The sequence below is a fragment of the Sulfitobacter sp. 1A13421 genome (genome assembly GCF_043557285.1).
GTDB classification, from domain to species: domain Bacteria; phylum Pseudomonadota; class Alphaproteobacteria; order Rhodobacterales; family Rhodobacteraceae; genus Sulfitobacter; species Sulfitobacter faviae.
Window position 1 is genome coordinate 326035 of the sequence record NZ_JBIFFQ010000004.1, and the last position, 17943, is coordinate 343977.

23 protein-coding genes are annotated in these 17943 nt (G+C 63.2%); 9 read left to right on the forward strand and 14 right to left on the reverse strand.

Annotation, left to right across the window (positions count from 1 at the left end; genetic code table 11):
• The 8 genes from ACGYLI_RS10545 to ACGYLI_RS10580 all read right to left on the reverse strand — a co-directional run bounded on the left by ACGYLI_RS10545 (window position 1) and on the right by ACGYLI_RS10580 (window position 6265).
• Window positions 1-1602 carry an ABC transporter ATP-binding protein gene (locus ACGYLI_RS10545; protein WP_394419153.1) on the reverse strand — a complete coding sequence of 534 codons (1602 nt, stop codon included), beginning with the start codon at window positions 1600-1602 and terminating at the stop codon, window positions 1-3.
• A gap of 136 nt (window positions 1603-1738) precedes the next feature.
• On the reverse strand, window positions 1739-2740 hold the full coding sequence (locus ACGYLI_RS10550) for a BMP family protein (protein ID WP_271689361.1): 1002 nt from the start codon (window positions 2738-2740) through the stop codon (window positions 1739-1741).
• A 107-nt stretch (window positions 2741-2847) separates the two neighbouring features.
• Entirely contained in the window at window positions 2848-3303 is a 456-nt protein-coding gene (locus ACGYLI_RS10555; protein WP_394419154.1) for a GNAT family N-acetyltransferase, read from the reverse strand.
• On the reverse strand, window positions 3300-3923 hold the full coding sequence (gene tsaB, locus ACGYLI_RS10560) for a tRNA (adenosine(37)-N6)-threonylcarbamoyltransferase complex dimerization subunit type 1 TsaB (RefSeq protein ID WP_394419155.1): 624 nt from the start codon (window positions 3921-3923) through the stop codon (window positions 3300-3302). Before tsaB ends, ACGYLI_RS10555 begins: the two co-directional genes overlap by 4 nt.
• Window positions 3916-4476 (reverse strand): NifU family protein, encoded by a 561-nt coding sequence (locus ACGYLI_RS10565; RefSeq protein WP_067261530.1) that lies wholly within the window; start codon window positions 4474-4476, stop codon window positions 3916-3918. Before ACGYLI_RS10565 ends, tsaB begins: the two co-directional genes overlap by 8 nt.
• 113 nt (window positions 4477-4589) lie before the next feature.
• A complete protein-coding gene (locus ACGYLI_RS10570; RefSeq protein WP_040700546.1) occupies window positions 4590-5048 on the reverse strand; it encodes a universal stress protein in 459 nt (152 codons plus the stop codon).
• A gap of 97 nt (window positions 5049-5145) precedes the next feature.
• Window positions 5146-6024, reverse strand: a complete 879-nt coding sequence (locus tag ACGYLI_RS10575; RefSeq protein WP_394419156.1) for a branched-chain amino acid aminotransferase — start codon at window positions 6022-6024, stop codon at window positions 5146-5148.
• A gap of 10 nt (window positions 6025-6034) precedes the next feature.
• Window positions 6035-6265, reverse strand: a complete 231-nt coding sequence (locus tag ACGYLI_RS10580) for a hypothetical protein (RefSeq protein ID WP_067261534.1) — start codon at window positions 6263-6265, stop codon at window positions 6035-6037.
• A gap of 163 nt (window positions 6266-6428) precedes the next feature.
• On the opposite strand from ACGYLI_RS10580, the gene ACGYLI_RS10585 reads away from it, so the two are divergent.
• Window positions 6429-7148, forward strand: a complete 720-nt coding sequence (locus ACGYLI_RS10585; RefSeq protein ID WP_394419180.1) for a M48 family metallopeptidase — start codon at window positions 6429-6431, stop codon at window positions 7146-7148.
• A 4-nt stretch (window positions 7149-7152) separates the two neighbouring features.
• Window positions 7153-7509 (forward strand): YigZ family protein, encoded by a 357-nt coding sequence (locus ACGYLI_RS10590; protein WP_394419157.1) that lies wholly within the window; start codon window positions 7153-7155, stop codon window positions 7507-7509.
• Here the strand turns inward: ACGYLI_RS10590 and ACGYLI_RS10595 are convergent.
• The 3 genes from ACGYLI_RS10595 to ACGYLI_RS10605 form a co-directional block, all read right to left on the reverse strand.
• Window positions 7506-8126 carry a hemolysin III family protein gene (locus ACGYLI_RS10595; protein ID WP_394419158.1) on the reverse strand — a complete coding sequence of 207 codons (621 nt, stop codon included), beginning with the start codon at window positions 8124-8126 and terminating at the stop codon, window positions 7506-7508. The genes ACGYLI_RS10590 and ACGYLI_RS10595 overlap by 4 nt on opposite strands.
• Window positions 8127-8195: 69 nt before the next feature.
• Window positions 8196-8579, reverse strand: coding sequence for a hypothetical protein (locus tag ACGYLI_RS10600; RefSeq protein WP_394419159.1), 384 nt, complete (start codon window positions 8577-8579; stop codon window positions 8196-8198).
• Window positions 8580-8717: 138 nt separating this feature from the next.
• Window positions 8718-9608, reverse strand: coding sequence for a LysR family transcriptional regulator (locus tag ACGYLI_RS10605; RefSeq protein ID WP_394419160.1), 891 nt, complete (start codon window positions 9606-9608; stop codon window positions 8718-8720).
• Between the two features lie 95 nt (window positions 9609-9703).
• Here ACGYLI_RS10605 and ACGYLI_RS10610 point away from each other — a divergent pair, with 95 nt between their 5' ends.
• Window positions 9704-10198 carry a lactoylglutathione lyase family protein gene (locus tag ACGYLI_RS10610; RefSeq protein ID WP_209217428.1) on the forward strand — a complete coding sequence of 165 codons (495 nt, stop codon included), beginning with the start codon at window positions 9704-9706 and terminating at the stop codon, window positions 10196-10198.
• 18 nt (window positions 10199-10216) lie between these two features.
• Here ACGYLI_RS10610 and rimO read toward each other — a convergent pair whose 3' ends face one another.
• The gene (gene rimO, locus ACGYLI_RS10615; protein ID WP_394419161.1) at window positions 10217-11590 is read right to left on the reverse strand and encodes a 30S ribosomal protein S12 methylthiotransferase RimO; all 1374 of its coding nucleotides are present in this window, start codon (window positions 11588-11590) and stop codon (window positions 10217-10219) included.
• A gap of 62 nt (window positions 11591-11652) precedes the next feature.
• On the opposite strand from rimO, the gene ACGYLI_RS10620 reads away from it, so the two are divergent.
• From ACGYLI_RS10620 to ACGYLI_RS10645, 6 genes are all read left to right on the forward strand, one after another.
• A complete protein-coding gene (locus ACGYLI_RS10620) occupies window positions 11653-13590 on the forward strand; it encodes an AsmA family protein (protein ID WP_394419162.1) in 1938 nt (645 codons plus the stop codon).
• 95 nt (window positions 13591-13685) lie between these two features.
• Entirely contained in the window at window positions 13686-14918 is a 1233-nt protein-coding gene (gene trpB / locus ACGYLI_RS10625) for a tryptophan synthase subunit beta (RefSeq protein ID WP_394419163.1), read from the forward strand.
• 434 nt (window positions 14919-15352) lie between these two features.
• Window positions 15353-15601 (forward strand): tryptophan synthase subunit beta, encoded by a 249-nt coding sequence (locus ACGYLI_RS10630; RefSeq protein WP_394419164.1) that lies wholly within the window; start codon window positions 15353-15355, stop codon window positions 15599-15601.
• Between the two features lie 51 nt (window positions 15602-15652).
• Window positions 15653-15919 carry a tryptophan synthase subunit beta gene (locus ACGYLI_RS10635; protein ID WP_271689370.1) on the forward strand — a complete coding sequence of 89 codons (267 nt, stop codon included), beginning with the start codon at window positions 15653-15655 and terminating at the stop codon, window positions 15917-15919.
• Between the two features lie 39 nt (window positions 15920-15958).
• A complete protein-coding gene (locus tag ACGYLI_RS10640) occupies window positions 15959-16225 on the forward strand; it encodes a tryptophan synthase subunit beta (protein WP_394402565.1) in 267 nt (88 codons plus the stop codon).
• 202 nt (window positions 16226-16427) lie between these two features.
• Window positions 16428-16961 carry a LuxR C-terminal-related transcriptional regulator gene (locus tag ACGYLI_RS10645; RefSeq protein WP_209217422.1) on the forward strand — a complete coding sequence of 178 codons (534 nt, stop codon included), beginning with the start codon at window positions 16428-16430 and terminating at the stop codon, window positions 16959-16961.
• Between the two features lie 15 nt (window positions 16962-16976).
• On the opposite strand, the gene ACGYLI_RS10650 is transcribed toward ACGYLI_RS10645, so the two are convergent.
• Complete coding sequence (locus ACGYLI_RS10650; RefSeq protein WP_394419165.1) at window positions 16977-17555, reverse strand: DUF4893 domain-containing protein; 579 nt, start codon at window positions 17553-17555, stop codon at window positions 16977-16979.
• Window positions 17556-17557: 2 nt separating this feature from the next.
• The gene (locus ACGYLI_RS10655; RefSeq protein WP_394419166.1) at window positions 17558-17941 is read right to left on the reverse strand and encodes a DUF2237 family protein; all 384 of its coding nucleotides are present in this window, start codon (window positions 17939-17941) and stop codon (window positions 17558-17560) included.
• Window positions 17942-17943: the final 2 nt, after the last annotated feature.

Here is a 17943-nt window from a genome sequence, read left to right on the forward strand (position 1 = left end):
TCAGACCTCCTTGCGCGCGTCGCCGCCCGCCCGGGCGAGATTGGCCTCGACCTCGGCCACGCTGTGTTCGTTCTCGGTATCGGTGATCCCGGCCATCAGCAGCCCAAGCTCCTTTTCGTCGGTCTGATCGGCGGCGCGTTCGCCCATGATCTGCCCGTCGAACATCACCGCGATGCGGTCCGACAGGGCGAGGATTTCTTCCAACTCGACCGAGACCAGCAGGATCGCCTTGCCCTGATCGCGCAGGGCGATGATCTGCTCGTGGATGAACTCGATCGCGCCGATGTCGACGCCGCGGGTGGGCTGGCCGATGAGCAAAAGGTCGGGGTTGCGCTCGATCTCGCGCGCCAGAACGATTTTCTGCTGGTTGCCGCCCGAGAAATTCTTGGCGGCCAGCGTCGGGTCTGGCGGGCGCACATCGAAACGCGCCATTTTGTCTTCGGCATCGGCGCGGATCGCGGCGTGATCCATCAACATGCCGCTGTTGAAGCGGTCGTCGTGGTGGTAGCCGAAGACGTTGTTCTCCCACGCCTGAAAATCCATGATCAGACCTTCGCGCTGGCGGTCTTCGGGCACATGGGCCACGCCGCGCGCGCGGCGCGACTGGCCGTCGCTTTTCTTGCCCGAGAGGTCCAGCGGGGTGCCGTTGAGCGTAACGTTGCCACTGCCGTCGGCATAGCCGCCCAGTACTTCCAAGAGTTCCGACTGACCGTTGCCCGCAACGCCCGCGAGGCCCAGCACTTCGCCGGCGCGAATCTGCAGGTCAATCCCGCGCAGCCGCTCGACGCCCTTGTCGTCGACGACCCGCAGCCCCTTGATGTCGAGGATCACGTCGCCCGGGGTGGCGGGCTCTTTGTTGACGCGCAAGAGCACCTTGCGCCCGACCATCAGCTCGGCCAGTTCCTGCGGCGAGGTCTCGGCGGTTTTCACGGTGGCGGTCATCTGCCCGCGGCGCATGACCGACACGGTGTCGGTGATCTCCATGATCTCGCGCAGCTTGTGGGTGATCAGGATGATGGTTTTGCCTTCGGAGCGCAGACGCCCGAGGATGCGGAACAACTGGTCGGCCTCGGCGGGGGTCAGCACGCCCGTGGGCTCGTCGAGGATGAGGATATCGGCCTGCCGGTAGAGCGCTTTCAGAATTTCTACGCGCTGCTGCATGCCCACGCCGATGTCCTGAATCTGCGCGTCGGGGTCGACGTTCAGGCCGTAGTCCTTCGACAGTTCGATCAGCGTCTTGCGCGCCTTCGACAGCGAGGGCTTCAAGAGGCGGCCATCCTCGGCGCCGAGGATGATGTTTTCCAGAACGGTGAAGTTCTCGACCAGCTTGAAGTGCTGGAACACCATGCCGATGCCGGCGGCGATGGCGGCTTGGCTGTCGGGGATCTCGGTCTTGCGGCCACCGATGTAAATCTCGCCCGCATCGGCCTTGTAAAAGCCGTAGAGGATCGACATCAGCGTCGATTTCCCGGCGCCGTTCTCGCCGATGATGCCGTGGATCGTGCCCGGCATGACGCGGATGGAGATATCTTTGTTGGCCTGTACCGGGCCGAAGGCCTTGGAGATGCCCTTGAGTTCGATCGCGGGGGCGGTATCGGTCATGTCAAAAGGTCCTGCGGGCGTTGCAGCCCTTGATCTGGCGTTGGTCCATCGCTGCCCCGGTCACGCTGTGGGGTTTTAAAAGGGGCCGCGCCGATGATCGGCGCGGCCCCGGGGGTCGATTGTGGATAAATCGGGCTCAGAAGTCCAGTGCCGGGCAGCTGTCGTTCTCGTAGTAGGAGACCACTTTGATCTCGCCGTCGATGATCTTCTGGCGCGCCTCGTCGACAGCGGCCTTCATCTCTTCGGTCACGAGATCTTGGTTATGCTCGTCGATGGCAACGCCAACACCTTCTTCGGCAAGGCCGAGGGTCACGACTTCGCCGACTTCAAGGTCTTCGCCCGCCATCATCGCGTCATAGACGGCGACATCGACGCGTTTCAGCATGGAAGTCAGGACCTTGCCCGGGTGCAGGTGGTTCTGGTTGCTGTCGACGCCGATCGACAGGATGCCTTCGTCGGCAGCGGTTTGCAGCACGCCCACGCCGGTGCCGCCCGCCGCGGCATAGACCACGTCAGCGCCTTGGTTGATCTGCGCCTTGGTGATCTCAGAGCCCTTCACCGGGTCGTTCCACGCGGCGGGGGTGGTGCCGGTCATGTTGGCGATGACGGTGGCATCGGGGTTGGTCGCTTTGACGCCTTGGGCATAGCCGCAGCCGAAGTGACGGATCAGCGGCACGTCCATGCCACCGACGAAGCCCACGGTGTCGCTCTCGGAGGCCATCGCGGCCATGACGCCGACGAGGTAGGAGCCTTCATGTTCGGCAAAGCTGACCTGACGGACGTTGGGCAGGTCGAGCCAGTTCACGTCGATCACGGCGAACTTGGTGTCGGGATAGTCGGGCGCGACGGTCGCCAGCGGATCGGCCATGGCAAAACCCATGGTGATGATCGGGTTGGCACCGGATTCGGCGAAGCGGCGCAAGGCCTGCTCACGCTGCGCTTCGGACTGCATTTCGATCTCGGCGAACTTGCCGCCGGTTTCTTCGGCCCAGCGGGAGGCACCGTTGAAGGCCGCTTCGTTGAAGCTCTTGTCGAACTTACCGCCGAGGTCGAAGATCAGCGCCGGTTCAGCCGCTGCCGCGCCCGCGGTGAGGGCAAGGCCCGCAGCAGCGCCGAGGAATTTCGTCATGAGGGTCATTTGGTGTCTCCCGGGTTGTGGTGTCGGGCGGTCAATCAGATGCTGCCGCCACGGCGTTTGTGGATCATGTGATCAGGTATAATCTAGGGCGCAGGCGGGGGGTAGGGTCAACCGCTTTTTGAGGGCAAGCCGCACGGATCGCCAGCGTGACCATGGGTCAAGACGCGTTGCAGGATGCAGGCATCCACGGGTGGGACGCCGCTGCGCGCGTAATAGGCACGGCGGATGGCGATTTGGGCAAAGCCTTGATCCGCATAGAGCGCGCGGGCGGGCAGATTATCGGCAGCGACTTCGAGAAAGGCGCTTTCGCAGTCGGCGGGCAGGGCTGCCAGCCAGTCGCGCAGGAGCGCCCGGCCCAGCCCCCGGCGCTGCTGCGCAGGGTCAACGGCAAGGGTCAGCAATTCGGATTCGCCCGCGATGGTGCGGGTCAGGGCAAAGCCGCCCGGGCGGGTGAAAAGCCGCACGAAGGGGCTGTCGAGCAGGCTTGCGAATTCTGCCTCTTGCCACGGCCTGTCTTGGGTGAAGGCCGCAGCATGGAGCGCGGCAAGCTCTGCCGGTGTCACGGCAACAGCACCGGTGCCGCGTCACGGGCGGGGGCGGCATCGGCGGGGCGCAGGTAAAGCGGCGCGGGGCGCGGCGGATTGCTGGCAAAGCGGCGCGCGGCGATGCGGGCGATGGCTTCGGCCACAGGCATCGCTGGCGGCTCTCCGCCCGCGCCGATCAGCGGGCCGTTGAAGGCCGGGAGGGCGGCGGCGTCGTGTAGTGCGGGTTCGGAAATGCCGGGGTTGTCAAAGCCTTGCAAGAAAACTTGATCACGGCGGGCATCCACCGCACAGGCACAGGGGCCATCATGGCCTTCGCGCAGCGCGTCGAAGGCATCGACCCCAACCGCCGGAATGCCAAGGCCAAGCGCCAGCCCGCGGGCGGCAGAAACGGCGATGCGGATGCCGGTGAAATTGCCCGGCCCGATGCCGACGCCAAGCGCGGTGAGGTCGGCATAGGCGAGCCCGGCGTCGCTCAGCAATTCCTCGCAAAGGACCATGATCCGCTCGGCCTGACCCTTGGTCATCGGCTCGGTGCGGGAGGCCAAGATCCGGTCGCCCGACAGCAAAGCGGCCGCGCAATGCGCGGCCGATGTGTCGAAGGCCAGAATCAGTGGCCCGCTTGCGTGATGCTCAGGCAACCGGGCGCACCTCTGTGACCTCGGGGATGTAATGGCGCAGCAGGTTCTCGATGCCCATCTTCAGCGTCAGTGTCGAAGAGGGGCAGCCCGCGCAGGCACCCTGCATGTGCAGATAGACGACGCCACGCTCAAAGCCGTGGAAGGTGATGTCGCCCCCGTCTTGGGCCACGGCGGGGCGGACGCGGCTGTCCAGCAACTCTTTGATCTGGCCGACGATTTCACCGTCTTCGCCGTCATGCGCGGCGTGGCCGGATGTGGGCTGGTGGTCGGAGGCCATGACCGGCTCGCCGGACTGGAAATGCTCCATGATGGCGCCGAGCAGGGCGGGTTTCACATGGTCCCATTCCACCGCGTCTTGCTTGGTCACGGTGACGAAATCGGTGCCGAAGAACACACCGGTCACGCCTTCGACCGCAAAGAGCCGTTGGGCCAGCGGGGAGGTCGCCCCGGCTTCGGGGGAGGGGAAATCAGCGGTGCCCATCTCCAGCACGGTCTGACCCGGCAGGAACTTGAGCGTTGCGGGGTTCGGAGTGGATTCGGTCTGGATGAACATGGAGTGTACCTCGCTTTCGGCGTGGCTCCTGATATGCGCCTGCGCGGGCGGCAAGTCAAGATTTAGAACCGTTCTAAATTACGGCGCCGGGCATTGGGCGGGCGGCAGAGCGCTTAGGTGATCGCTTCGAGCCGTTCCTTGCTCAGATCGCCGGGCACGATGGTGATCGGCACAGGCAGGGCACCGGCAGAGCGCGACAATTGCGTGACCAGCGGGCCGGGGCCTTTCTTGCGGTCACCGCTGGCGCCGAGCACCAGAACGCCGATGTCGGGGTCGTCGGACAGCTGCTGGATGATCTCATCCGTGGGTTCGCCCTCGCGGATGATTAACTCAGGATCGACGCCCTGTTTGTCGCGCATCCATTTGGCGAAGACCTCGAAATGCACCTCGATCCGTTCGCGGGCCTCTTCGCGCATCAGGTCGCCAACGCCGATCCAATGGTTGAACTCTTCGGGCGGGATCACCGACAACACGGCCACGCCGCCCCCCGTGCGCGCCGCGCGCAGGGCGGCGAAACGCATGGCATTCAAACATTCGGTGCTATCGTCCAACACCACTAGGAATTTCCGCATCAAACCCTCTCTCCGCACCTCCTCCCGGTGCGGTACGATCATGGCGCGGGCGGGCGGCGCTGGCAATTGCTTTCGCGCGCCGCCGCCGTCCGGGCCTTCAGCCGCGCTGACTTGCGGCCCAATCCCAATACATTTCACGCACCCGGCGCGTGACCGGGTTCTGGTTGTCCCCGGTGCTATATTGCGTGTCGTCAAAGGCGCTGACAGGTGTGACCTTCATCATATTGCCCGACAGAAAGACCTCATCGGCGGCATGGAAGTCGTCAAAGCTGAGGACGGTCTCATGCACCTTCATCCCCGCCTCGCGCATGTTCGACATATGCCGCGCACGGGTGATCCCGGCAAGGAAGGTGCCGTTGGGGATGGGGGTGAAGACCTCACCATCCTTGACCATGAAGACATTGGCGCTGGCACTTTCGGCGACATTGCCCATGGCATCGGCCACCAGTGCGTTGCCAAACCCTTTGGCGCGCGCCTCGACCATCATGCGGGCGTTGTTGGGGTAAAGGCAGCCCGCCTTGGCGTTGACCACGTTATCTTCCAGCACCGGGCGGCGGAAGCGGGTACGGGTGAGGGTGGTCGCGGCCTCGGGCGGGGCCATGGGAATGGCCTCAAGGCTGATGGCAAAGCCGGTGGCACCTTCGCGCGGTACGATCCCGAGCTCGTCGCCCGCCAGCGCCCAATACATCGGGCGGATATAGACCGCTTGATCACGCGAATAGCTCTTCAGCCCCTCGCGGCACATCTCAATCATATCCTCGGTCTCAACCGTGGGGGTGATCATCAGCGCGCGGGCCGAGCGGTTGATCCGCGCGCAATGCGCCTCAAGGTCGGGGGCGAGCCCGTCAAACAGCCGTGCGCCGTCGAAAACGGTGGTGCCGAGCCATGCGCCGTGGTCGGCGGCCCTGATGGTCGGCAGATCGCCGTCATGCCATGCGCCGTTGAAATAGGTCTTGATGTCTGTGCCGGTGGCCATGTGACGATCCTCAGGAATTGCTTCGGTAGATGCCCTCGGGCAGGTTCAGTGCCGCCGTCAGATCGCTCAGCTGCGCGGGGGACAGGGTGATCTTGGCCACACGGTCGGTTCGGGCGTCCCACTGTTCGATCGTGATTTGTCCCGCGAAGGCAGAGACGGTGACGTCCTCGCGCAGGGGCGCGTCGGATTCGTCGATCAGGGTGATGACGGTGGCGTCGAATTCATGCTCGATGGTAAACATGAGGGCACATTAGGCTTTGTGCTCGCGAGCGCAAGACAGGGTTTGTGACGCCAAGCGCAAGACCGCCGTGGGGTGTCAAAGCGCCGTGAACGGGGGTGGCGGCGGCAAGGCGTCATGATAGACAGGTGGCTCAAGGACCCCCGAGCGAGGATCAGCCGTGAAATTGTTAAATGCCCTTGGCGCATTTGCCGTCATCGCCCTGCTTTCTGCCTGTGAGGTGGCACCGATCCAAACAGGCCCAATCCCGGCCGACGGGCCGCAGACCACGGGGCAGACAAGCCCGCGGCTGAGCGCAAGCGCGGCGGCGCGGAGCTTTGTTCAGGTGGTCCGCACGCTTGAACCCGTGGCCGAACGGGAGTGTCGCAACCGGACGACGGGGATGAACTGTGATTTCAATATCGTGGTTGATGACCGCCCCGGCCAACCGGCCAACGCCTTTCAAACGCTTGATAAAAATGGCCGCCCCATCGTGGCGTTCACATTGGCGCTGATCGCCGATGCCCGCAACGAAGACGAGCTTGCCTTCGTGCTGGGCCATGAGGCCGCGCATCACATCGCGGGCCATATTGAACGGCAGCAGCAAAACGCCATGGCGGGAGCGGTGATCTTTGCCGGTCTCGCCACGCTCAGCGGGGGCGATGCGACTGCCGTGCGCACGGCGCAGGAATTGGGTGCAGAGGTCGGCGCGCGGCGTTATTCCAAGGATTTCGAGCTTGAGGCCGACGCCCTTGGCACGATCATCACCGCGCGGGCGGGCTATGATCCGCTGAGGGGGGCCGAGTTCTTTACCCGCATTCCCGATCCCGGCGACCGTTTCCTTGGCACCCATCCGCCCAATAACGCCCGGATTGATATCGTGCGGCGCACAATGGCGGGGCTTTAACGGTTTGCGCAAACTGGGGCAGGTGCTGAACGACCGCGGGTCGAAATATGCGGTGTCGGGCTGCCCTGCGCGCAACCGCGCCGAGGTCGATGCCGCGTTGAAAGACCTCAAACGCGACAAATCCTACGCCAAGGCCACGCATAACACTTGGGCGGTGCTGCTGTCGGATGGCGGCCCGCTCAAAGGCGACGATGGCGAATCCGGCGCGGGCATGGTGATCCTGCGGATGTTGGAGCGCGAGGGGCTGACCGATCATCTGATCGTCGTCACCCGCTGGTACGGCGGCAAACATCTGGGCGGCGATCGGTTTCGCCATGTGCAGACCTGCGTGCGGGCCTATCTGGATGCGCCTGCAGGCTAAAGGCTGAGCGCGATGGCGGCAAAGAAACAGGCCGTGGCGGCCAGCACGAAGACATGCCAGATCGCGTTTTGATAGCGCATGCCGGGATGGGCATAGACCAAGGTGCCCGCCGAATAGGTCAGCCCGCCCGCGGCCACCAGCGCCAGTGCCGCCCCCGGAAGATTGTGCCACATCGGGTAGATCAGCAGCACCGAGAGCCAGCCCATGCCGAGGTAGAGCGCGAGTGATCCGCGCGCATCGGTGCGCCAGAACCAGAGCTTGGCCACCGCGCCGATCACCGCCAGTGCCCAGACCACTCCAAGGATGCCATAGGCAAAGCCAGAGCCGATCACCATCACCAGCGGCGTATAGGTGCCCGCAATCTTGAAATAGATCGCCGCATGATCGACCCGGCCCAGAAAGGCACGGCTGCGGTCGAAGGGCAGCAGGTGATAGATGGCAGAGGCAGTAAAAGAGGCAAGGATGCAGCCCGCGTAGATCGCCGTTGCGGTCAATTGCCCCTCTTGCCCGGCGGCATGGATCATCAAAAGGATACTGGCGGGAATGGCGAAGCCGAGGCTCAGCACATGCACGGTGCCGTCGGCCAAAGTCTCAGCGATGGAGGTCGGATAGCCCATGACAGAAAGGTAGCAGCGAAACCGCCCTCTGCCATGGGTGACGAAAGGTAAAGCGCAGAGCCCGGTGGATCAGCGCGGTTTGTTGCCGTCGATCCAGCGCGACATCAGGGTTTTGTCGCGAAAACACTCCTGCGGGACATCGCGGCGTTTCAACCGCGCGATGCGTTCGGCAAAGGCGACTTGTTTGGCGGAAGGGTAGGCGGCAAAGGGCCCCTCCAACGCCTGCGGTTTATGGGCGTCGATCCATTCCGAGACCGCCGCGCGATCCGCTTCGATGCCTTTGGGAAGCTCTTCACCCGTTCGCTTGGCGAGGGACTGGGCGTATTGCATCTGTTTTTCGGTCGCGGGCATGCGGCGGTCGGCCTGTTTGGGCTGCGCGCTATCGTTGCCACGGGGCGGGCGACCTTGCTGCTCAAGGTCGAAGATGCCGGGGAACTGAGGTTGAAAAGACATGTGGTCATTCCTCTGCTACTGCGTTCTACATATAGAACAGAAAGGGAACATATGCAAGTCTCTCCGTAATCACGCCCTTCCATGGTGGTATATCTAGTAGCGAGGGTGTTTTGTTCCGCAATATCTGTGATGCGCGCGCTATCGTAGCTGTTCTGCCGCCTCTGCGATCAGTTCCGCCGTCTTCACCATCCGCGCGGGCAGGGGCCGCCCACGCCGTGAGGCGAGCCAGAGGTCATGCCAGCGCCGCTTGGGCAAAGGCAGCAGCCTGAGCCGGTCCTTGGCGGCAAAGGTTTCGACCCCGCTGCGGGGCAGAAGCGTATAGCCCACGCCCCGCGCCACCGCCGCCGGGATCTGGCCGATCTGGTTCACATAGCCGCGCAGGCGCATCCGGTCGGCCCCCGGATAGCTGTCCGGGAAATTTAGCTGGAGCAGATCGTCGGCATAGGCGAAACCATCGGGGTGGGCGATGAAGCCCCGGCTTTCGAGATCGGCAAAACTTTCTATCTGTTCCAATGCATTAACCGGCAGCACAAGGCAAAGTTCCTCGCGCCCCAGATGCCGGGCCTCAAGCCTTGCATGGGCAGGGTCATCGGCCAGCACGCCCAGATCAAACCGCCCATCGAGCAGCCCGGCGCGGATCGTGGCTTGGGGTGCGGCTTCGAGATGGAGAGAGAGGTCGGGCGCTTCGGCCATCCACTCCAGCAGCAGCGGCTGAAGCAGCATGGCGAAACTGCCGGAGCAGGCGATATGCACCACTCCCCGGTCGGGCAGGTCGGTCGCGATGCGTTCGCGCAGGCGCTGCTCTTCGCGGCGGCGGGCAAGGCCGGTTTCAAACAGCGCTTCGCCCGCCGGGGTCAGGGTGAAGCTTTTGCCCTCGCGCGCGATCAGCGGCTGTCCCAACTGGTCTTCCAGCTTGCGCAGATGCTGCGACACCCCCGGCTGGGTCATGTTGAGCCGCTGCGCCGTGCGGGTGAAATGGCCGGTCTCGCAAAGGGTGGTGAAGGTCTCAAGCCAGGTGGCGTTCAGCATGGCAAACAGTTCGTTATGATTTCGATGAGATTTGATAATTTCACATGTGGGGTGCGCCTGTCTATCTCAACCTCAATGCAAACAGGAGACCGCATATGACCACCCCCCGTACCTTTTCCCACATCGGCCTGTCCGTGCCGGACCTCGACGCCGCCGTGAAATTCTATTCCGAAGTTCTTGGGTTCTATGTCGTGATGCAGCCCACCGAAGCGGTGGAAGAAGACAGCGCCATCGGCGTCATGTGCACCGATGTTTTCGGCCCCGGCTGGGGATCGCTGCGCATCGCCCATTTGGCGACAGCGGATGGCATCGGGATCGAAATCTTCGAGTTCCCCGGCAACTACGCCCCCGAAGAAAAGCTGGAACATAAGCGCCACGGCACCTTCCACTTCGCCATCCAAGACCCCGATGTCGAAGGTCTGCTGGAGCGGATCATCGCGGCGGGGGGCAAGCAGCGGATGCCGGTGCGGGAGTATTTCCCGGGCGAGAAACCCTACCGCATGGTCTATGTCGAAGACCCCTTCGGCATCGTCTTCGAGCTTTATAGCCACAGCTATGAGCTGACCTATTCGGCGGGCGCATACGCCTGAGAGCAGCCTTTGGGGGCGTCAGGTGATCTGACGTCCCCAAAGATCGTATTCGCCGGCTTCTTCGACCTCGACCGTGACGATATCGCCCACTTTGAGGTTCTGGAAATCCTCGTCAATGAAGAGATTACCGTCGATCTCGGGCGCGTCGGATTTGGTGCGGCAGGTGGCGGCGTCTTCGTCGATCTCATCCACGATCACGTCGAGGCGTTTGCCGACCTTGGCGGCGAGCTTGGCCTCGGAAATGGCCTGCGCCTTTTCCATGAAGCGCTCCCAACGGTCTTGCTTGATCTCGGGCGCCACATGGTCCGGCAGCGCGTTCGAGCGCGCGCCTTCGACGTTTTCATATTGGAAGCATCCGACCCGGTCGAGCTGCGCCTCGTCCAGCCAGTCGAGCAGGGTTTGGAATTCCGCTTCCGTCTCACCCGGGTAGCCGACGATGAAGGTCGAGCGCAGGGTGATGTCGGGGCAGGTGGCGCGCCATGCGGCGATCTCATCGAGGGTTTTCGAGGCGGCGGCGGGGCGGGCCATGCGTTTCAGCACGTCCGGATGCGCGTGTTGGAAGGGGATGTCGAGGTAGGGCAGCACCAGCCCCTCGGCCATCAGCGGGATCAGCTTGCGCACATGCGGGTAGGGATAGACGTAGTGCAGCCGCACCCATGCGCCGAGCGAGCCGAGATCCCGCGCCAGATCGGTGATATGCGCGCGGTGGCCACGGTCTTCGGCATGTTTGATGTCGACCCCGTAGGCGGAGGTGTCTTGGCTGATGACCAGCAGTTCCTTGACGCCATTATCGACCAGCCGCTCGGCCTCGCGCATCACGGCATGGGCGGGGCGCGATCGTAGGCGGCCCCGCATGTCGGGGATGATGCAGAACTTGCACTTGTGGTTACAGCCCTCGGAAATCTTGAGGTAGCTGTAGTGCCGTGGGGTGAGCGAGACCTGCTGCGCGGGCAGAAGGTCGATGAAGGGATCAGGCGCGGGCGGCACCGCGCCATGCACGGCGTCGAGCACCTGTTCGTATTGATGCGGGCCCGTGACGGCGAGGATGCGGGGGTGATGTTCGCGGATATAATCCGGCTCGGCACCCAGACAGCCGGTGACGATCACCTTGCCATTTTCAGTTAGCGCCTCGCCAATGGCATCAAGGCTTTCGGCCTTGGCGCTGTCTAGAAAGCCGCAGGTGTTCACGATCACCGCATCGGCGCCCGCGTAATCGGGCGAAACGCCATAGCCCTCGGCGCGGAGCCGGGTCAGGATGCGTTCGGAATCGACCAATGCCTTAGGACAGCCGAGGCTGACCATGCCGATGGTCGGCTGGCCAGGGCGGGCGGGATCGCTGATCTTCGCCTGCGGGGCGAGGTCGGGGCGCAGATTGGGTGGGTTTGTGCTCATGGCTTGCGCTATAAGGCAAGCGGATGAGCGGGGAAAGAGCCGCCTGGCAGGAGGAGAGAGCCATGAGATGGATTATACGGGTCATCGGCGCGCTGTTGCTGATCGTCGTGATCATGCTGGGGGCGCTGTTCCTGCTGCCCGCTGAGCGGATCGCGCGGATCGCCAGTGACCAACTCAGCCGGATGACCGGGCGGGAGGTGTCGATCACCGGCGATGTGGGGGTGACGCTCTGGCCGGTGCTGGGGGTGACCGCGGGCGGGCTTGAGGTCGGCAATGCCGATTGGACCGATAAGGGCGCGCTGCTGACGGCGGCCAATGCGGCGATTGGGGTGGACGCGGGCGCGCTTTTGCGCGGTGAGATACGCATCACCAATATCGCGGCGCAAAGCCCGGTGATCCGGTTGGAGCAACGTCTTGATGGGCGCGCAAGCTGGCAGTTCACCGACAGCGCCAGCGGTGCGCGGATCGAGACCGAGAGCGCGCCGAGCGCCAGCCGCCGCCCGCTGAGTATTCAGAAGCTGACGGTCACCGATGCCACGCTGATCTATGACGCCGAAGGGGCGGACCTGCTACGCTATGATGGTGTCGATTTGGCGCTGGACTGGCCCGAGCGGGGCGGGGCGGGGGAGATCACCGCCAGCATGGCACCAGCGAGCGAGCCGGTTAAGCTCGCCGTGCGGATCGAAGGTTTCGCGGATTTTCTGGAAGGCGGCGTGCAGCCGCTGCGGGCGGAGGTTGCGACGGGCGGGGGTGAAGCCCTGTTCGATGGGCGCGGCGCGCTCAACGGGGCGCTGGCGGGGGATATCCGGATCGACAGCCCTGATACGGCGCGGTTTCTGGCGTCGCTCGGCGCGGGCGCTGTGACGCTGCCGCGCGGTTTGGGCCGGTCGGTTGATCTGCGCTCTGGGCTGACCCTGACGGCGGATCGGCGTCTGTCGCTGCGCAATCTCGCGGTGGATTTGGGTGGCAACAGCCTGACCGGGCAGGCCGATCTGGCCCTGAACGGCAGGCCGCGGATCACCGCAAACCTGCGGACCGGGGCGCTGGACCTCTCGGCCCTGTCCGAGGAAAGCGAACAGGCCGCGGGCGCCGACGGCACCGTCACGGCTGAGACAGAGGGCTGGTCACGGCAAGAGATCAACGGCGACTGGCTCGCCACCTTTGACGGGAACATCGCCCTGAGCGCGGAAAACATCGATCTGGGGCAGCTTGACCTTGGCCCCACCCGCGCTGTGCTGCGCAATGACCGTTCGCGGATGGTCTTTGATCTACAAGATATGAACGCCTATGGCGGCAAGGTCGCGGGGGAGTTTGTGATGAACAACCGCGATGGCCTGTCGGTGGGCGGCAGGCTGCAAGCGCAAAGCGTGCAGATGCGCGACTTGCTGGAGGATGCCGCCGGGGTGACGCGCTTTACCGGGGCGGGCGATGCCGAACTGTCGTTCCTTGGGGTGGGGCAGTCTATTGACGCGATCATGCGCTCGCTCAGCGGCTCTGGCGCGCTGTCCATGGGGCGCGGCACGATTGCGGGGATCGATTTGGACGCGCTGCTTGGCTCGGTCGATGCCGAAGGCGGCAGCACGGTGTTCGATTCCGTCCAAGCGACATTCGACATCGCCAAGGGCGTCTTGCGTAACGACGATCTGCTGATGCTGCTGCCGAATTTCAACGCGACGGGGGCAGGGCAGGTCGATCTGGGGGCGCAGAGGCTGGATTATACGGTCACGCCTAAGGCGCTGCGCGTCAATGCGTCGCGCGGTGGGCTGGCGGTGCCGGTGCGGATCAGGGGGCCTTGGGCCGAGCCTGAGATCAAGGCCGATCTGCGCGCCGCGATTGATCTGAACTTTGCCGAAGAAAAGCAGCAGGCCGAAGATAAAGTACGCGAAAAGATACAGGAAGAGTTGAACATCGCACCCGAAGACAACCGCTCGACCGAGGATATCGTGAAGGATGAGTTGGAGAATGCGGTCAGACGCGAGTTGTTCAAACTCTTTGACTAGCCCAAGGCCGCCCCGCTCTGGCCACCTGCGAAACTCATGGTGGCGTAGGCGGGCGGGCTGCGGTAAGGCTGACGCGACATTCTAGGAGAGGCGCAATGGCCAACGATCTTTTCAACAGCTTCATGACCGGCCCCGACGAACAGGGCCGTTTCGGCGATTTCGGCGGGCGCTTTGTCTCGGAAACGCTGATGCCGCTCATTCTTGAGCTGGAAGAACAATATGAGAAGGCCAAGACCGACGACAGTTTCTGGGCCGAGATGCACGACCTTTGGACCCATTACGTTGGCCGCCCCAGTCCGCTCTATCACGCCGAACGGCTGACCGAGCATCTGGGCGGTGCCAAGGTCTATATGAAGCGCGACGAGTTGAACCACACCGGCGCGCATAAGATCAACAACGTGCTGGGGCAAATCATCCTCGCCCGCCGCATGGGCAAGAAACGCATCATCGCCGAGACCGGGGCGGGCCAACACGGTGTGGCCACGGCGACGGTCTGCGCCAAGTTCGGCCTTAAATGCGTGGTCTACATGGGCGCGCATGACGTGGAGCGTCAGGCCCCCAACGTTTTCCGCATGCGCCTTTTGGGCGCCGAGGTGGTGCCGGTGACGTCGGGCCGCGGCACGCTGAAGGACGCGATGAACGACGCGCTGCGCGACTGGGTGACCAACGTGCGCGACACCTTCTACTGCATCGGCACCGTGGCCGGGCCGCACCCCTATCCGGCGATGGTCCGCGACTTTCAGGCCATCATCGGCAAGGAAGTGCGCGAGCAGATGGACGCCGCTGAGGGCCGTCTGCCCGACACGGTGATCGCCGCCATCGGCGGCGGGTCGAACGCCATGGGGCTGTTCTACCCCTTCCTCGACGACAAGTCGGTGAACATCATCGGGGTCGAGGCTGGTGGCAAGGGCGTGGATGAGAAGATGGAGCATTGCGCCTCGCTCACCGGAGGCCGCCCCGGCGTGCTGCATGGCAACCGCACCTATCTGCTGCAAGACGATGACGGCCAGATCCTCGAAGGCTTCTCGATCTCTGCCGGGCTCGACTATCCGGGCATCGGACCTGAGCATTCCTGGCTGCATGACATCGGCCGCGCGCAATATGTCTCGATCACCGACCGTGAGGCGCTGGAGGCGTTCCAGCTGTGCTGTGCGCTGGAAGGGATCATCCCGGCGCTTGAGCCGAGCCACGCGCTGGCCCATGTGCTCAAAATCGCGCCAAAGCTGCCGAAAGACCACCTGCTGGTGATGAACATGTGTGGCCGGGGCGACAAAGACATCTTCACCGTCGCCCGTGCATTGGACTTCGATATGGGTGAATTCGCCTAAATTCCCATCCGAATCCGAGTCGAGTTTGACGGGCCTGCGTGAAAACGCGGGCCCGTTTTTTATGCAGCGCCCCGCTGCGCGTGATTTGCGCATAAACTTTGGGCAGGGGCCAAAGTTCTTTGCCGAAAAAGCGCGAAAAAACTTTCACATCGCGAAAAGACCGGCTAGCCTTTCGTTGCAGCCCGCGCGCCTGCCCGCGAAACCCCGTTTCGCCCTTGCAGGCTTGACGCTAAGGCAACATCCTCCAGTTTTTCGCGCCCGATTTGCTTCGTAAACCAAAGTTTATGACGCTCTTACAGGGGTTTAGATCGGACGATTTAAACCCGGGGCAGATAGCCAATCCCCCCTCGAATGCCCTTTTCCCTGTCATCCCAACGACGCCGCGTCACCGATGAGCGGCTCGCAACCCAACCTGGGACTGAAAGGAACACGACATGAAAAACGCATTCGCAACCGCCGCACTGATCCTTGCAACAGCAGGCACAGCCGCTTTCGCACAGGGCATGGAAGGCCAGCAGGTCGGCTATACCGCAGATAACGCAGATGCCGCCTATTCGACACGCAACGTCACTTCCGACGCTCTGAGCTTTGACAATCTGCGCGCCGAGACACCTGCCGAAGCAACAGCGACCGTCTTCGTTACTACCCAAGACGCACAAGAAGATGGCCGTTTCGTCCGCTAAACGCGGGCCACGGCTCCTCCCCCTAACTTTCTCCCCCGAAAGGCTAAAACGATGAAAAAGACACTCGCAACAACCGCACTGATCCTCGCCACCGCAAGCACCGCTGCTTTCGCTCAAGGCATGGAAGGCCAGCGCATCGGCTATAACGACAAGACCGACAATGGCGTTTCCTACTCCAGCCGCAGCGAAGCCGTGGACGAGACCAAGCTGGAAGTCTTCAAAGAAGGCATCCTGCGCGCCGAAGACCTGTCCGACGTGACCATCACCGTCTTCCCGACCGCGCAGAGCGACGCTTCGGTCAACCGTTTCCCGCGCTGATCGCTGCGCGACCCTAACTTTCCACCGAAAGGACACGACATGAAAAAGACACTCGCAACTACCGCCCTGATCCTTGCCACCGCAGGCTCCGCCGCTTTCGCACAGGGCATGGAAGGCCAGCAAATCGGCTATAACGACAAAGCTGATGCAGGCGTTTCCTACTCAAGCCGCAACGACGCGGTCGACAATGTGAAACTGGACATCTTCAACAACGGCACCTTCCGCGCAGAAGACACATCTGACGTGACCGTCACCGTATTCCCCGCCGCGCAAGACGCCGAGAAAGTGAACCGTTTCCCGCGCTGATATCGGCCTGATGCCTGCTAAGGCATTGCGGTAAAACAGTCTTCCGGCCAGCCAAGCAACCCTGAACTGGCCTCAAGAGAATGCACTCGCCCCCCGGGGCGGGTGCCAAATCACTAAGGGTTGATCAAGGCGCATGTCCGCCATCCCTTGCACTTCGGTGCGCCGCGGTTAAATACGGCGAACACCAAGGCAAGGCTTCACCATGAATAATAAGAAAAAGATCGCACTGTGGGTTATCGCCGCTCTACAGTTCAACGCCACTGTCTATTTCGTGCTCGTTTTTGCACTGGAGGGGCGGGGCGTAACGCTTTTCGGTACCCCGCTGGCTGACATTGGGCCGAACAAGGGCATTCAGGTTTTGGGTCTGATTCTCGGGGTCGTTCTGGGCTGGATGGCACTGCGGATGAGCCTCCAGCGGGCCGAGCGGGCAGAGACGGCGCTGCGTCATTGTACGGTGGAATTCGCCGATGTGCTCGAAGAACACTTTCGCGAATGGCACCTCACCCCGGCAGAGCGGGACGTGGCGATTTTCCTGACTAAGGGTTTGAATACACGCGATATTGCCGAGATGCGCGGCACTTCCGAAGGCACCGTTAAGGCGCAGACCAATGCGATTTACCGCAAGGCGGGCGTGACCGGGCGGACCCAGCTTCTCAGCACCTTTATCGAAGACTTGATGGACGATTCCCTGATGCCGCGTCCCAAGTCGAAACTGCATCTCTGCCACGCGGCCTAAGGGCGGCGTGGCGCCTTAGCGCGTCAGTTCCAGAATATCGAAATCGCTTTCCACTGCCGGTGACGGGAACAGCAGCCGCGCGCGGGTGGGGCTGACCCGCTGGAACACGGCCACGTCGCTTTGTACCTTGCCGCCTGAGGTGAAATCTTCGGGCAGATCGGCATAATCGGGCGGGGTTTCGCCCCGGACATAGCCCACCCCGGCATAGATCGCGCGGCCTTCGCGCAGGGTGATCTCACCCTTGGTAAGCTGTGATCCGGTGAGTTTTTCAAAGGTGAAACCGCGATTGCTGGCGGTAAAGCGGCATCTGAACGGGCGATAGGCCACAAGCGGGCTGATCCCGCCCAGCTTGATCGTGCGGCAAGACCAATCGCCCTGCAAATCGGCGGAGAATGCGACCTGAGGTTGCCCAGAGAGCGCGCGGGTCAAGATCGCCACATCCCCCGCCTCGCCCCCGTTCAGCGCTTGCATCATGGCATCGCCAAAGGCGGCGTCAAAGGTCTCTAACCGGGCGCTATCGGCGGGGCGGAGCGTGGTTTCCGCCCAAGCGGTGACGGGCAGAAGCAGCAGGAGGGGCAAGAGGCGCAGGCGCATGATTACTCCTCACTCGGGTCGATGGCATGGTCGCGCAGCACCTCCAACGGCACGATATCGAGCGCGCGCAGATGCGTGGCGGCCAGATGCACCCGCGGGGCGCAGCCCTCATCCGCGGCTTGCAGGAACCGCGTGGCACAGAGGCACCATGCGTCGCCCGGCTTCAGCCCGGCAAAGCCGAACTCGGGGCGCGGGGTGCTGAGGTCATTGCCGACATATTTCGAATAGGCCAGAAACTCCGCCGTCATCACCGCGCAGACCGTGTGGCTGCCCTGATCCTGCGCGCAGGTGTTGCAATGGCCATCGCGGAAGAACCCTGTCACCGGGTCCGTTCCGCAGATCACCAGCGGTTGGTTCAGGACGTTGATGCTCTCGTCGGGTGTCATAT

Coding starts and splice junctions, on each gene's coding strand:
- ACGYLI_RS10600 (WP_394419159.1), bottom strand. CDS start 8,579: ATGTCTTTTCAACCTCAGTTCCCCGGCATCTTCGACCTTGAGCAGCAA.
- ACGYLI_RS10565 (WP_067261530.1), bottom strand. CDS start 4,476: ATGTTCATCCAGACCGAATCCACTCCGAACCCCGCAACGCTCAAGTTC.
- ACGYLI_RS10550 (WP_271689361.1), bottom strand. CDS start 2,740: ATGACCCTCATGACGAAATTCCTCGGCGCTGCTGCGGGCCTTGCCCTC.
- ACGYLI_RS10635 (WP_271689370.1), top strand. CDS start 15,653: ATGAAAAAGACACTCGCAACAACCGCACTGATCCTCGCCACCGCAAGC.
- ACGYLI_RS10630 (WP_394419164.1), top strand. CDS start 15,353: ATGAAAAACGCATTCGCAACCGCCGCACTGATCCTTGCAACAGCAGGC.
- ACGYLI_RS10645 (WP_209217422.1), top strand. CDS start 16,428: ATGAATAATAAGAAAAAGATCGCACTGTGGGTTATCGCCGCTCTACAG.
- ACGYLI_RS10650 (WP_394419165.1), bottom strand. CDS start 17,555: ATGCGCCTGCGCCTCTTGCCCCTCCTGCTGCTTCTGCCCGTCACCGCT.
- ACGYLI_RS10575 (WP_394419156.1), bottom strand. CDS start 6,024: ATGGCCACCGGCACAGACATCAAGACCTATTTCAACGGCGCATGGCAT.
- ACGYLI_RS10545 (WP_394419153.1), bottom strand. CDS start 1,602: ATGACCGATACCGCCCCCGCGATCGAACTCAAGGGCATCTCCAAGGCC.
- ACGYLI_RS10640 (WP_394402565.1), top strand. CDS start 15,959: ATGAAAAAGACACTCGCAACTACCGCCCTGATCCTTGCCACCGCAGGC.
- trpB (WP_394419163.1), top strand. CDS start 13,686: ATGGCCAACGATCTTTTCAACAGCTTCATGACCGGCCCCGACGAACAG.
- ACGYLI_RS10580 (WP_067261534.1), bottom strand. CDS start 6,265: ATGTTTACCATCGAGCATGAATTCGACGCCACCGTCATCACCCTGATC.
- rimO (WP_394419161.1), bottom strand. CDS start 11,590: ATGAGCACAAACCCACCCAATCTGCGCCCCGACCTCGCCCCGCAGGCG.
- ACGYLI_RS10595 (WP_394419158.1), bottom strand. CDS start 8,126: ATGGGCTATCCGACCTCCATCGCTGAGACTTTGGCCGACGGCACCGTG.
- ACGYLI_RS10620 (WP_394419162.1), top strand. CDS start 11,653: ATGAGATGGATTATACGGGTCATCGGCGCGCTGTTGCTGATCGTCGTG.
- ACGYLI_RS10605 (WP_394419160.1), bottom strand. CDS start 9,608: ATGCTGAACGCCACCTGGCTTGAGACCTTCACCACCCTTTGCGAGACC.
- ACGYLI_RS10655 (WP_394419166.1), bottom strand. CDS start 17,941: ATGACACCCGACGAGAGCATCAACGTCCTGAACCAACCGCTGGTGATC.
- ACGYLI_RS10610 (WP_209217428.1), top strand. CDS start 9,704: ATGACCACCCCCCGTACCTTTTCCCACATCGGCCTGTCCGTGCCGGAC.
- ACGYLI_RS10570 (WP_040700546.1), bottom strand. CDS start 5,048: ATGCGGAAATTCCTAGTGGTGTTGGACGATAGCACCGAATGTTTGAAT.